9 protein-coding genes are annotated in these 13030 nt (G+C 69.6%); 6 read left to right on the top strand and 3 right to left on the bottom strand.

Annotated elements, in window-relative coordinates:
• Positions 1 to 29: 29 nt before the first annotated feature.
• Positions 30 to 1493 carry an amino acid permease gene (locus tag ACWGKQ_RS05120; protein ID WP_453290475.1) on the bottom strand — a complete coding sequence of 488 codons (1464 nt, stop codon included), beginning with the start codon at positions 1491 to 1493 and terminating at the stop codon, positions 30 to 32.
• Between the two features lie 204 nt (positions 1494 to 1697).
• Here ACWGKQ_RS05120 and ACWGKQ_RS05125 point away from each other — a divergent pair, with 204 nt between their 5' ends.
• Positions 1698 to 2846: a helix-turn-helix domain-containing protein gene (locus tag ACWGKQ_RS05125; RefSeq protein WP_453290476.1), complete on the top strand. Its 1149-nt coding sequence runs from the start codon at positions 1698 to 1700 to the stop codon at positions 2844 to 2846.
• Positions 2847 to 3418: 572 nt separating this feature from the next.
• On the top strand, positions 3419 to 5803 hold the full coding sequence (locus ACWGKQ_RS05130; protein WP_453290477.1) for a SpoIIE family protein phosphatase: 2385 nt from the start codon (positions 3419 to 3421) through the stop codon (positions 5801 to 5803).
• Between the two features lie 49 nt (positions 5804 to 5852).
• Here the strand turns inward: ACWGKQ_RS05130 and ACWGKQ_RS05135 are convergent, their stop codons facing one another.
• Both ACWGKQ_RS05135 and ACWGKQ_RS05140 read right to left on the bottom strand, forming a co-directional pair.
• Positions 5853 to 7112, bottom strand: coding sequence for a M20 family metallo-hydrolase (locus ACWGKQ_RS05135; RefSeq protein ID WP_453290478.1), 1260 nt, complete (start codon positions 7110 to 7112; stop codon positions 5853 to 5855).
• Positions 7113 to 7174: 62 nt separating this feature from the next.
• Positions 7175 to 8842, bottom strand: a complete 1668-nt coding sequence (locus tag ACWGKQ_RS05140; protein WP_453290479.1) for a thiamine pyrophosphate-dependent enzyme — start codon at positions 8840 to 8842, stop codon at positions 7175 to 7177.
• Positions 8843 to 9200: 358 nt separating this feature from the next.
• On the opposite strand from ACWGKQ_RS05140, the gene ACWGKQ_RS05145 reads away from it, so the two are divergent.
• The 4 genes from ACWGKQ_RS05145 to ACWGKQ_RS05160 are packed head-to-tail and all read left to right on the top strand — an operon-like array spanning position 9201 to position 13014.
• Complete coding sequence (locus tag ACWGKQ_RS05145; RefSeq protein WP_453290480.1) at positions 9201 to 10562, top strand: MFS transporter; 1362 nt, start codon at positions 9201 to 9203, stop codon at positions 10560 to 10562.
• Positions 10559 to 10960 (top strand): RidA family protein, encoded by a 402-nt coding sequence (locus tag ACWGKQ_RS05150; protein WP_453290481.1) that lies wholly within the window; start codon positions 10559 to 10561, stop codon positions 10958 to 10960. The genes ACWGKQ_RS05145 and ACWGKQ_RS05150 overlap by 4 nt, the downstream gene beginning before the upstream one ends.
• Positions 10957 to 11607 carry an RraA family protein gene (locus ACWGKQ_RS05155; RefSeq protein WP_453290482.1) on the top strand — a complete coding sequence of 217 codons (651 nt, stop codon included), beginning with the start codon at positions 10957 to 10959 and terminating at the stop codon, positions 11605 to 11607. The genes ACWGKQ_RS05150 and ACWGKQ_RS05155 overlap by 4 nt, the downstream gene beginning before the upstream one ends.
• 33 nt (positions 11608 to 11640) lie before the next feature.
• Positions 11641 to 13014, top strand: a complete 1374-nt coding sequence (locus ACWGKQ_RS05160; protein ID WP_453290483.1) for an NAD-dependent succinate-semialdehyde dehydrogenase — start codon at positions 11641 to 11643, stop codon at positions 13012 to 13014.
• The last annotated feature ends 16 nt before the right edge of the window (positions 13015 to 13030 follow it).

The following is a 13030-nucleotide window of genomic DNA, read 5'->3' on the forward strand; positions in this document are numbered from 1 at the left end:
GGACGGGACGGTGGACGGAACGGGTGGTGTCACTGCGGAGCCGGGCCGGTCTCGGACCCGGCGGGGCGACGGTCGGCCGCGAGGGCGAGGACCCGGCCGCGCACCCCGAACCACCCGACGACGAGCGCGGGGACGATGACGAGGAGCGTTCCGACCGTGAACGTCCCCACGGGGTAGTCGAACAGCATCAGGACGAGGACCCCGAACAGGAACAACAGCGTCAGGTACGAGGTCCAGGGGGTGCCGAAGAGGCGGAACACGGGGCGGCTCACCCGGCCCTGCTGCGACCAGCGGTACAGCCGCAGCTGGCAGAGCACGATGGTCGCCCACGTGCAGAGGATCGCCAGGGCGGTCGCGTTGATGGCGATCTCGAACGCCCGCGCCGGGACGAGGGCGTTGAGGCCGACGCCGAGCAGGGCCAGGACGGCGGTGAACAGCACGCCTCCGTAGGGCACGCCCTGACGGCTGAGCCGGCCCATGAACCGGGGAGCGGTTCCGGAGCGGGACATCGAGCGGTAGATGCGGCCGGTCGAGTACAGGCCGGCGTTGAGGCTGGACAGCGCCGCCGTGAGCACCACCAGGTTCATCACACCGCCCGCGCCGGGCAGGCCGATGCTGTTGAAGAAGGTCACGAACGGCGATTCCCCGGCCCGGTAGGAGTCGTACGGCAGCAGCAGGGCCAGCAAGGTCGTGGATCCGACGTAGAACACGGCGATGCGCCAGATGACGGCGTTGACCGCCCGCGGCATCACCTTGGCGGGGTTCTCGGCCTCACCGGCCGCGACGCCGATCAGGTCGATGCTGGCATAGGCGAACACGACGCCCTGCACGATGATCACCGCGGGCAGGATCCCGTTCGGCAGGATCCCTCCGTTGTCGGTCACCGTGGAGAGCCCGGCGGCATGCCCGTCGACCGGGAACCCGGCGGCGAGGAACACGGCTCCGGTCACGAGGAAGACCACGATCGCGGCGACCTTGACGAGGGCGAACCAGAACTCGAGCTCGCCGAAGAAGCGGACGGACACGAGGTTCGCGCAGGTCACGACCAGCAGCGCGGTGAGCGCCAGGAGCCACTGGGGGACACTGCGCAGTGCCGGCCAGTAATGGAAGTACGTGGCGACCGCGGTGATGTCGACGATCGCGGTGAGAGCCCACGAAATCGAATAGACCCAGCCGGACACGAAGGCGGCCTTTTCCCCGAAGAACTCACGGGCGTACGAGACGAAAGACCCCGAGTTAGGGCGGTGCAGCACCAGTTCGCCGAGCGCGCGCAGAATGAAGAACGCGAAGATACCGCAGAAAGCATAGACGATCGCCAGCGCCGGACCGGCCGATGCCAGTCGGCCGCCGGCACCCAGAAAGAGACCGGTGCCGATTGCCCCGCCGATGCCGATCATCTGGATCTGCCGGTTGGAAAGCTGCTGCTGGTAGCCCGACGAGTCGCCGCTGGAGGCAGCGGGACGGGTTGACTGTGGGTCCGTTTCGACAGCCACGAGCTCCTCCTTTTCCCTGCACCGAAGGGTGCGCACCGGAAGGGTGTCAGCGGCCGTCGGGGCGGACAATGAAAATCTGCACCGTGTGCGGCGCCAAAAATTTGGCCTCTGCACAATGCGCGTCGGGCGATTTCCGTCGGGGGCCACCGCTACGTAACATCACGGAACCGCGTGGCATGTCGCACCGGTGGAAAGGAGACGCGCGTGTTCGACCACGACACGGAGCGATGGGACGACGTCATCGAGCGGACGCGCGGTCGACTGGACGCGATGGTCGAGCAGTTCCTGGCCCGGACCATGGCGGACCCCGCGTACGCCGACTCCACCCTGACGGCGGAGGATCTGCGCGGGACCAGCGTCCAGTCCTTCACGGCCATCCTCGACAGCCTGCGCTCCGACGGGACCGCGGACGTGCTGATCTCCATCGCCGAGTCGATCGGCACCCGGCGCGCCCGGCAGGCCGTACCCCTGGACAGTCTGCTGCGTGCCGTCCGGCTCGACTTCACCGTGCTGTGGGACCACCTGGCGGACCCCTCCGGCGGCGCCGACCCCGCCCTCCTGGTGCGCAACGCCGGACGTGTGTGGGCCACGGTGGACGCCTTCGCGGCTCATGTGCAGGAGCACTACCTCGCGGAACAGGTGGCGATCGAACAGGCCGACGCAGACCTCCAACGGCAGTATCTGTCCCAGCTGTTCGGACCGACCCGGCCGACCGCGGCCGCGCTGGACCGCATCGCCGGCGCGCTCCGGATCCCCAAGACGGGACGTTTCTGTGTGGCGGCCACGTCCAGGGACGACGGAGTCACGGTCCGAAGGAGACTGCGGACCCTCACCCGCCGGGACGACAGCTTCCTCACCTACGACATGGGACACCACACGCTCTTCATCTGGCCGACCGCGCAGACCGCTCTGGCCGGACTCCCGCCTACGGCCAAGGAGTTGTTCACCGACATGGCGGTCGCCGTCGCACCGGTGGCACGCGGACTCGTCCGGGTCCGGGAGGCGGCCGCGGCGGCCCGGGAGATCATGACCGATCTGCCGATGGACAGCACGGGTGTCGCGACGCTCTCCGACCGCTGGAGATCCGTCACGCGGCATCTGCTGGCTGCCGTCGGTTGTGAACTCGGGCAGATCGTCTTTCCGTACCTGGACAAATGCACGGAGCTGGAAAGGGCGAAGATCCTGGAAACCGTCCGAAAATATCTTGAAACCGGCAGCCTGGGTGACACCGGCCGTGCTCTGAACTGCCACCGCAACACCGTGCTGAACCGGCTCAACGCTTTCGAGAGGTACACGGGTCTCGATGTGCAGCGGCCCTACGACGCGGCGGCAGTGATCATTTCCCTGGAATAGGGGTGAGGCTTCCGTCGCCGGACGGGAGGCTGTTCCCTCGCTCGCACCCGCGAGCCGCGGGTCTGTCGCCCGTCACCCATCCCGGCGTACGCCGCCTCTCGCTGGCCGACGCGGCCGAGACCCTGCGGACGGGCTCGGTCGACGCCCCGCTCGTGGCGGGCGGCATACCGCGGCGCCACCCGCCTGCTGGTCGTCCGTGCAACCGAACGCGTTCCCCGCAACACCGTCAGCAACCAGTTCCTCGACGTCCGCAGTCTTGTCGGCGCGGCCGCCATCGCCCTGCACCCGGGGATCGCGGCCCGATGTGCTTCTTCGCCTGGGAAGCGGCTCCGGTCATGGCAGGAACAAAGACCTAAGTACTCCCCATTCTTGCTGGTCAGGGGTGCTTTTCGGTTCTCCGGCCGTCTGTCGGACACTAGGCCTCGTGACAGCGCGATGCTCACCAGCGAGTGGCGCAGCGCAGTCGCCGTACGCCCGCTGCTGGTGCCTGGGCCGGGGCCGCCTTGCCATCCGATGGCCCCAAGCCCATGGTGGGTATTGCCCGCGTATGCGGTAGAAGGGTCAGAAACGCCATGAACGGGTCCGGCCGGAAGATCGGGTCGCTCACCGGCGCTCGTGTGGACACGTCCGTCGCCATCGCGGTGATGGACCGAGACGGCCGGGTGACGTATTGGAGCAGCGGGGCGGAGTCCCTTCTGGGATACACCCCTGCAGAGATCATCGGCAGGTCGGTGGCCGACCTTGTCACTGACGACGGCACGACGCTGCACCGCGACGGGCGGCACCTGGACATGCAAGTGCACCTGAACCCCCTGCTGGACACCGATCGGGAGGCGGCATACCTGGTGACGGTCTGCCCCGGCCAGGCGGCGAGTGCATCCTCGGACAACTCGCTCATGCGGTGGATGTTCGAACAGCACCCCGCCCCCCTCGTCGTGTACGACCGCGACGCACGGGTGCTGCACGGAAACGCGATGATGCTGCGGACCATCGGCATGTCGGAGGACGAAGCCCGCGGCCGACGACCGACCGAACTCGTCGACGACTGCGTGGCCGAGGACGTGGAACGGCGGATCCTCCGGGTGGGCCAAACAGGGGAGCCGGAGTTCACCGAGCCGTTCGTCAGGCTCCCGGGGGAGTCCAAGGCGCACGCCTGGGCCGTCGATATCTTTCCACTCGATGACGGGGCAGGCCGGATCCGCGCAGTGGGCTGGGCGGCATCCGACTACTCCCAGCAGTACGCCTCCCGGGAGCGACTCGCCCTGATGAGCGAGGCTCGGACCTGTATCGGCTCCAGTCTGGACATCGTGACAACTGCCGGGGAACTGACGGAGGTTGCTGTTCCACGCTTCGCCGACCACGTCAGCGTCGATCTACTGGAATCGGTCTTCGGCGGTGAGTTGCCCGCGCCCACCCGCCCGCTCAGCCCCACCGTGCTGCGCCGTGCGGCCCATCGATCGGTGTCGCCGTCGCCGCCCGAGACCGAGCTGAGCCCTGGAACAGCACACAGTCATGCCCCGTCTTCACCGGTCGCCCGATGCCTGGCCAACGGCAGTGCAGTGCTGCACGAGGTCAAACCCCTTGAGGCCGACCCCTGGGTGGCCGAGGAACACCTGCCGGCGGCGTTCGCGGAGTCACTCGGCACGCACTCACTGATCGCAGTGCCGATCCGCGCCCGGAGCACGATCCTCGGGGTGGTGCTGTTCATCAGGTCTGCCACCTCTCGCGAGCCTTTTGGCCTCGATGATCTGGCCGTCACCGAAGATCTGGTTGCGCGGGCCGCGATCTGCCTGGACAACGCCCGCCGGTTCACCCGCGAACGCGGAATCGCGCTCGCCCTCCAACGGAACCTGCTGCCGCAAGGGCCGATCGTGCACCAGGCCGTCGAGACGGCCGCTCGCTATCTCCCAGCAGGGGGAGGCAATCAGGCGGCCGGCGACTGGTTCGACGTGATTCCGCTGCCCGGTGCGCGTGTAGGCCTCGTCGTCGGTGATGTCGTCGGTCACGGCATCAACGCGTCGGCGACCATGGGCCGACTCCGCACGGCGGTGCGTACCCTCGCCGACATCGACCTGCCGCCCGACGAACTCCTCACGCATCTCGACGACATCGTGACCCATGCGGCGGACGACCAGGACCCCGACGTCACCGAAGAGATCCCCGGCGACATCGGTGCCACTTGCCTGTACGCCGTTTACGACCCGGTCTCCAGCACCTGTTCCATGGCTACGGCCGGCCATCCGGCTCCGGTACTGCTCTCCCGGGACGGCGCCAGCAGTGTCGTAGACCTCCCCGTCGGCCCGCCACTTGGTCTGGGCAGGCTGCCCTTCGAGGCGACCGAGCTCACCCTGGCCGAGGGGAGCCTGCTCGCCCTCTTCACCGATGGGCTCCTTGAGACCCGCGTGCACGACATCGACGAAGGACTCCGCGGCCTTCGTCATGCCCTTGAGCAGCCGGCCTCGTCACTCGACACGCTGGCCGACGACATGCTGGAAACGTTGTGTCCCGGAACTCATGGCGACGACATCACCTTGCTGCTCGCCCGCACACGAGTCTTCGACCGGCGCCATGTCGCCTCCTGGGACCTGCCCAGCGATCCAGCCACCGTTGCCGAGACACGCAAGCGGGTCCACGACCAGCTCGCCATGTGGAGCCTGGAGGAGGAAGCGTTCACCACGGAACTGGTTGTCAGTGAACTCGTCACCAACGCCATGCGCTACGGGCGACCGCCCATCCAACTCCGGCTGATTCATGACAGCAACCTCATCTGCGAGGTCTCGGACAGCAGCAGCACCGCTCCACACCTGCGCCGCGCCCGTGTCTTCGACGAAGGCGGCCGTGGACTGTTCCTGGTGGCGCAGCTCACCGAGCGATGGGGAACGCGCTACAACCGAACCGGCAAAACCATCTGGGCCGAGCAGGTCATCCCTGTTGCGGCCGCCGGCCAAGCCGCTTGATCGCTCTCCCCGCCTCAGGGAGAGGACCAATCTGCTTCTGTCCCGAGGATCATCGTGTGTCGTCCAGGGCACCCGACATGAGCCGGCGGACCACCTCGGTCAGCAGATCGGTGCCCGCGCTGATGTCGCGGTCGTTCGTGAACTCGCCCTCGTTGTGGGAGATTCCCTCGATGCTGGGCACGAACAGCATGATCGAGGGCGCGACGTCCTTCATGTTGACCGAGTCGTGGCCGGCGATGGTCATCATGGTCTGGTGGCTGAGGCCCAGCTCGTCGGCGGCGCGGGTGGCGAGCTCGACGCCGGCCGCCGGGAACGGCGCCACGCCCCAACCGTGCGTCTGTACCTGCTCGATGGTGACCGACGCGCGCTCCTCGATGCCGGGGATCGACTCGGCCAGTTTCTTGGCCGCCGCGTCGAGAAGTGCCTCGTCGGGCGAACGCAGATCTACGTGCATGCGCACCTCGCGCGCGACCACCACGGGAGAGTTGGGCTCGATGGTCATCTCGCTCACCGAAGTGTGCAACGGCACGTCCGTGCTCTGCTCGGCCAGTTCGCGCACCGCCACGACGAGGAGCGAGGCGCCGAACAGGGCGTCGCGGCGGTCCGCCATGATCGTCGATCCGGTGTGCGACTGCTCGCCGCGGACCACGACCTGGTACTTGCGTGCCGCCCAGGTGGCGTCCACCAGGCCGATGGTGATCCCCTTGTTCTCCAGGTCGCGGCCCTGTTCGATGTGGATCTCGGCGTACGCCGCCACGTCCGGTCCGGGGTAGTCGCCGATCGTGCCGATCTCACGGAGGGCGGCTTCGACCGTGGTGCCCGCCGGATCGGTCGTCGTGAGGGCGGTGCGGGCCGGCAGCTTCCCCGTGAACACCGAGCTGCCCATCATGCTCGGCTTGAAGCGGCAGCCTTCCTCGTTGAACCAGTTGACCACCGCCACGTTGTACTTCGGTACGGCGTCCGAGTCGCCGTACCGCCGCACGGCCCGGTGCGCTGCGTGCGCCGAGGCCAGGACGCCGTACGCCCCGTCGTAGCGGCCGCCGAGCGGCTGGCTGTCCAGGTGGGAGCCGGTGAGGACGTACGGGGCCCCGGGTGTGACGGTGAAGAGACCGAACTGGTTGCCGACGCCGTCGTAGCGCACCTCGGCGCCACGGGCGGTGAGCCACCGGTGGAGCCAGGCGCGCTGTTCTCCGTCGGCGGGGGTGGCGGCCTGGCGGTCGACTCCGCCGGCGGGGGTGGCGCCGAACGAGGAGAGGGTGGCGAAGTCCTCCAGCAGCGTGTTGGCGGAGGGGATGTCCGGGGTGCTCATGGTCACGTCCTGTCGGAGTCGGAATGTGGCATACAAGAAGGGGGAGGCACTGGTCTCGCGTCTCAGGCGGCCGTCGCCGGTGCGCGGACCGCCGGGTCCTGGATCAGGTGCAGTACGGCCGGAAGTCCGCTCGCGCGGGCGCGGCGGAACGCCTCGCGGAAGTCGTGGTGCGAGGTCACCGTCTCTCCGTACGCGCCGTACGAGCGGGCCCATGCCGCGAAGTCCGGGTTGGTCAGCCGGGTGCCCGACGGGCGGCCCGGGTAGGCGCCCTCCTGGTGCTCGCGGATCGTCGCGTAGCAGCCGTTGTCGACGACCAGGGCGACGAAGACGGCGCCGTGTCCCACCGCGGTGGCCAGTTCCTGGCCGTTCATCAGGAAGCAGCCGTCGCCCGCGACGGACACGACCTCGCGCCCGGGGAAGACCAGGGAGGCGGCGACGGCGGCCGGTATGCCCATGCCCATGGCGCCGTTGCGGGGTGCGAGGAGTGAGGCGGGTGTCCGGTGCGGAAGGTGCCGGGCCGGCCAGAGGGCGTGGTTTCCGGCGCCGTAGGTGATGATCGCGTCGGGGGCGAGTTCCTCCCGCAGCACGCTCATGACCGCTGTGAGGTCGACGTGGGTGTCGTCTTCCGTGGTCGGTGCTGGGGCGGGAGTCGAGAACCGGGCGTGGGCCTCCCCGGCGGCCCTGAACCACGCGAGGTCGGTGTCCGGTGACGCGGGCGTGGTGACGAGGTCGAGGACGAAGGCCGGCGCGTGGGCCGAGACGAACTGGTCGATGCGGCCGCTGTGGCCCTGTGCGTCGCCGGGGAGGACGAGCACCGTCTCCGAGTCGAGGCCCAGGGTGTATCCGTCGCTGAGCACGTCGCCGCGAGGGGTGCCGAGGAAGACCGTGAGGTCCGCCTCGTCCAGCAGCCGGGCCGCGTGGTCGCCGCGGCCGTAGCCGAGCGAGCCTGCGTAGGCGCCGGTGCCTTCGAGGTCGTGGGGGACCGCGTCGTAGGCGCGGAAGTCGGCGAGGACGGGGATCGAGTGCCGGGTCGCCCAGCGCATGAGTTCCTGGCCGCTGTCCGCGGTCCAGCCCTCGCCTCCCACGACGAGCAGCGGGCGTCGCGCGTGCTCGAACCGGCGTACCAGTTCCTTCAGTTCGGCCTCGGCGGCGCGGGGCCGGGGCACCGCGAGCGGCCGGACCACGCGAGAGGGGCCCGCGGGCAGGGTGAGGACGTCCTCGGGGAGGCCGATCACCACCGGGCCGGGCCGGCCGCTGCGGGCCACGTGGATGCTCTCCGCCACGACGCGGGCGGCGGCGGTGGGGTCGTCCAGCATGACGACCTTCTTCGCCGTGCTGCCGAACCACCCGGTGAGGTCGAACTCCTGGAACGCCTCCCGGCCGCGGTCGGGCACCGGGACGAGTCCGACGAAGAGGAGCATCGGCGTCGCGTCCTGGTACGCGGTGTGGACGGCGATGAAGGCGTTCGCGGCGCCCGGCCCCCGGGTGACCATCGCCACTCCGGGCAGCCCCGTCAGCCTGCCCTCCGCCAGCGCCATGAACCCCGCACCGCCCTCGTGCCTGGTAACCACCGTCGAGATCGGCGAGTCGTGCAGGCCGTCCAGAACGTCGAGGAAGGACTCACCGGGAACGCCGTACACCCGCCGTACGCCTTCGCGCTCCAGCTGCGCGACGATCAGATGGCCGGCGGACAGGGGGCGCTCGGGGGGCTCGGATGCGACGTTCGCCATCGGGTTCTGTTCCTTCTCTTGAGGCCGCGGTTGCCCGGCCAGTGTTGCTTTCGGGGCGGCCGGAGACACGGGGCAAAGGCCCCCGGATGCGAGCGCGGCGATGTGCAGATGAACAGAGCCGGGCGGGAGGCCGACGTCCGTCCCCTGACTGTTCTTCTGTCCGACCCCACGTCCGTAACAAGAAGTTTTCATCCGGGGTGCGAAGCGCGACGTGGCGCATTGGTCATCTGCACAGTCGACGGCCCGTGGCGGTGTGCTTCTGCTTCTTGTGGCCGGTGAAGGGGGCGATGCACGGTGGGCCGACCCGATGGCGCCCGCACAGCACCCAGACGCTTCCTCTGCTCAGACCGGAGTCCCCATGACCGCTCCCGCTTCCCCGCCGACCCCCGACAGCCGGCTCGACGCGACGAAGATGCGCAGGATCTCCCTCGCCAGCATGGTCGGCACCACGGTCGAGTGGTACGACCTGTTCCTGTTCGGCACCGCCTCCGCGCTGGTGTTCGGCAAGGTGTTCTTCCCCGAGTTCGACGGGGCCGTCGGCACGATCCTGTCGTTCCTGACGTTCGCCTCCGCGTATCTGGCGCGCATGGTGGGCGCCGTGCTCTTCGGCCACTTCGGAGACCGGCTCGGCCGCAAGTCCATGCTGCTGATCTCCCTGACGGCGATGGGCGTGGCCACCTTCGCCATCGGCCTCGTCCCCGGCTACGGCACGGTCGGCGTGGCCGCTCCCCTCATCCTGCTCGGCCTCCGAGTGGTGCAGGGCCTCGCGCTCGGCGGTGAGTGGGGCGGCGCCGTACTGATGACTGTCGAACACGCACCGGACCACCGGCGCGGGTTCTTCGGTTCCATGGTCCAGATCGGCGTGCCGATCGGGACGCTGCTCGCCAACGGGGCGTTCCTGCTGGTGGCCTCCACCACGAGCACTGACGCGCTGTACTCGTGGGGCTGGCGGATCCCCTTCCTGGCCTCGGCCCTCCTGGTCGGCATCGGCCTGTACATCCGGCTCCACATCGAGGAGACGCCGTCCTTCCAGGCGGTCCGGGACGAGGGCGCCAAGGCGAAGATCCCGTTCGTCGCCCTGATGCGCCGGTACTGGCGCCAGGTGCTGCTGGGCGGTGTCGCGACGCTGTCCACGGGATCGACCTTCACCCTGATGGTGGCCTCCGGCGTGAGCTACGGGACCAACGACCTCGGGCACTCGAAGAACCTGATGCTGTGGGCGGTCATGGTGTCGTGCGGCATCGCGTTCCTGGCGATCCCGTACTTCGGCCGGCTGTCCGACCGGGTCGGCCGCAAGCCCGTCATCTACGCGGGCATCGCGGCGGAGGCCGTCCTCGCCTTCCCGTTCTTCTGGCTGCTGGACACCGGATCGGCACCGTCGGTCTTCGTGGCCTACGCGCTGATGATGCTCGCGTTCTCCGCCAACTACGGTCCGATCGCGACCTTCCTCGCCGAGCTCTTCGGCACCCGGGTGCGGTACTCGGGCCTCTCGGTCGCCTACATGCTGTCGGGCCTGCTGGGGTCCGCGGCGACTCCGGCGATCACCGCGTGGCTGCTGACGGCCACCGGAAACAGTTCCTCGATCGCCTGGTACGTGCTCGGCGCGGCGGCCTTGTCCCTGCTGGCACTGTTCCTGCTCGCCGAGACCCGGTTCGGGAACATCGACGAGCCGGGCGCGGCGTCCCGGTCGGCCGGGCGCCCGATCGGGGCCGTCGCATGAACACGAGCGTCAACGGGATCAGGCGGATCGACTCGCCGCCGGGCGTCCCCGCCGCCGTAGGCCCCTATGTCCAGGCGACGTCCGCCGGAGGCTTCGTCTTCACCACCGGCCAGATACCCGCCGCCCCCGGCCGATCGACCGGCACCTTCGAGGACGACGTGCACGCGACCCTGCGCAACCTCGAAGCCGTGCTCCACGCGGCGGGCTCCGACCTCGACCACGTCGTCAAGGTCAACACCTATCTCAGTTCACCGGACCAGCTCGCGCCCTACAACCAGGTCTACGAGACGTACTTCGCCGACCGCCGGCCGGCGCGGACGACGGTGTGCGTGGGCCTGTGGGGCGTGTCCCTGGAGATCGACTGCGTCGCGGTGGTCAGGACGGAGACGGAGCGGTGAACGCCGCAGCCCCTGATCAAGTGGCCCTCGGGAAAGCAGAGTTGCTGGAGCGCCTCAAGGCCGTCGATCTCCCGACCCTCGGCCACCTGCTCGAAGAGGGCTTCATCGATCCGGCCGTACGACGGCTGGGGCAGCCGCGCCGGATGGCCGGTACGGCCGCCACGCTCGCCCTCGACGCCCCGGACGCGACGGCGGTGAACCGCGCACTCGTCGCACTGCGCCCCGGTGACGTACTGGTCGTCGACATGCGCGGCGACCACACCCACGCGCCGATCGGCGCCGTCACGGTCGCGGCGGCGCGAGCGCGTGGGGCCGCGGGCATCCTCGTCGACGGAACGGTGACCGACGTGGACGCACTCACGGATCCGCACTCCGGCCTGCCGGTCCACGCCCGGGGCACCAGCTGTCTGACCACCAAGCGGCTGGACGGCGCGGGAGGGCGGCACCAGGTGCCCGTGGACATCGGAGGTGTCCGTGTCGCGCCCGGGGACATCGTCCTCGGCGACGCCAACGGGGTGATCGCCCTGCCGCCGGCCGCGCTGACCGCCGTAGTGCGTCAGGCGGAACTGTCGGACGCGGCCGAACCGGAACTCCTCGCGCGGATCCGGGCGGGCGAGGACCTCCGGACGCTCCTCCACCTCGGCTGACCGAGACCCAGACCTCAGCAAGGGAAGAAGCACGTGACGGATTACAAGATCGTCGACCCGGCCTCGAACGTCCTCGTACGGCGGTATCCGACGTCGGACGACGCCACTGTCGAGCGCGCGGTCGCGGTCGCCGCGGAGGAGTTCGCCGACTGGCGCTGGCGTCCGATCAAGGAGCGCGCCGATCTCGTCCTCGCCGTGTCGGGGGAGTTCGGGAAGCGGCGCGAGGAACTGGCCGCGATCATCACCCGAGAGATGGGCAAGACCACCCGTGAGGCACTGGGCGAGGTGGACCTGTCGGCGGCGATCTTCGCGTACTACGCGGAGCACGGCCCCGATTTCGCCGCGGACCAGCGGCTCGACATCCGCGGCGGCGACGACGTGGTCGTACGGTCCGATCCGCTCGGCATCCTCCTCGGTGTCATGCCGTGGAACTACCCGTACTACCAGGTCGCCCGTTTCGCGGCGCCGAATCTCGTCCTCGGCAACACCGTCGTCCTCAAGCACGCCCCGAACTGCCCCGAGTCGGCGCAGGCGATCGAGGACATGATGCGGGCGGCCGGACTGCCGGCCGGCGCGTACGTCAACGTGTACGCCACCAACGAGCAGGTCGCCCGTATCGTCGCGGACCCTCGGGTCCAGGGCGTGTCGCTCACCGGCTCGGAGCGGGCCGGGCGGGCGGTGGGCGAGGTCGCGGGCCGCCACCTCAAGAAGTACGTCCTCGAACTCGGCGGCTCCGACCCCTTCGTGGTCCTGCCCGACGCGGACCTGGATGCTGCCGTCGGCGCGGCCGTCGAGGGCCGGATGGGCAACGCGGGCCAGGCGTGCACCGCCTCGAAGCGGTTCATCGTGGTCGACTCCGTCTACGACCGTTTCCTGGCCGCCTTCACCGAAGCGGTGCGGGCCCTGACCGTCGGGGACCCCACCGACGACGGCGTCTCCTTCGGCCCCCTCTCCTCCGAGGAGGCCGCCCGGACGGTGATCGCGCAGGTGGACGACGCGGTGGCGAAGGGCGCGACCGTGGTGACCGGAGGCAGGCGGCCCGCCCGCGAGGGCGCCTTCGTCGAACCGACCGTCCTGACCGGTGTCACCCCTGGCATGCGCGCGTACCAGGAGGAGATCTTCGGCCCGGTCGCCGTCGTCCACCGGGTCCCCGACACCGCGACGGCGATCCGCCTCGCCAACGACACGCCGTACGGCCTGGGCAGCGTCGTGTTCGGCCGCGACCTCGACACGGCGAAGGCGGTCGCCGACGCCCTCGACGTCGGCATGGTCTCGATCAACGGCCCCTCCGGCACCCAGGAGGACCTTCCCTTCGGGGGGGTCAAGCTCTCCGGTGTGGGCCGGGAACTGGGCGCCTACGGGATGAGCGAGTTCGTCAACCGGAAGGTCGTCCGCGTACGCGGATGAGCCCGTCGCTGCCGGG

The organism is Streptomyces sp. NPDC054770, from assembly GCF_053611985.1.

What these genes read in the sequence shown, in the direction of transcription:
- ACWGKQ_RS05130 (WP_453290477.1), top strand. Translation starts at nt 3,419, where the DNA reads ATGAACGGGTCCGGCCGGAAGATCGGGTCGCTCACCGGCGCTCGTGTG.
- ACWGKQ_RS05135 (WP_453290478.1), bottom strand. Translation starts at nt 7,112, where the DNA reads ATGAGCACCCCGGACATCCCCTCCGCCAACACGCTGCTGGAGGACTTC.
- ACWGKQ_RS05140 (WP_453290479.1), bottom strand. Translation starts at nt 8,842, where the DNA reads ATGGCGAACGTCGCATCCGAGCCCCCCGAGCGCCCCCTGTCCGCCGGC.
- ACWGKQ_RS05145 (WP_453290480.1), top strand. Translation starts at nt 9,201, where the DNA reads ATGACCGCTCCCGCTTCCCCGCCGACCCCCGACAGCCGGCTCGACGCG.
- ACWGKQ_RS05150 (WP_453290481.1), top strand. Translation starts at nt 10,559, where the DNA reads ATGAACACGAGCGTCAACGGGATCAGGCGGATCGACTCGCCGCCGGGC.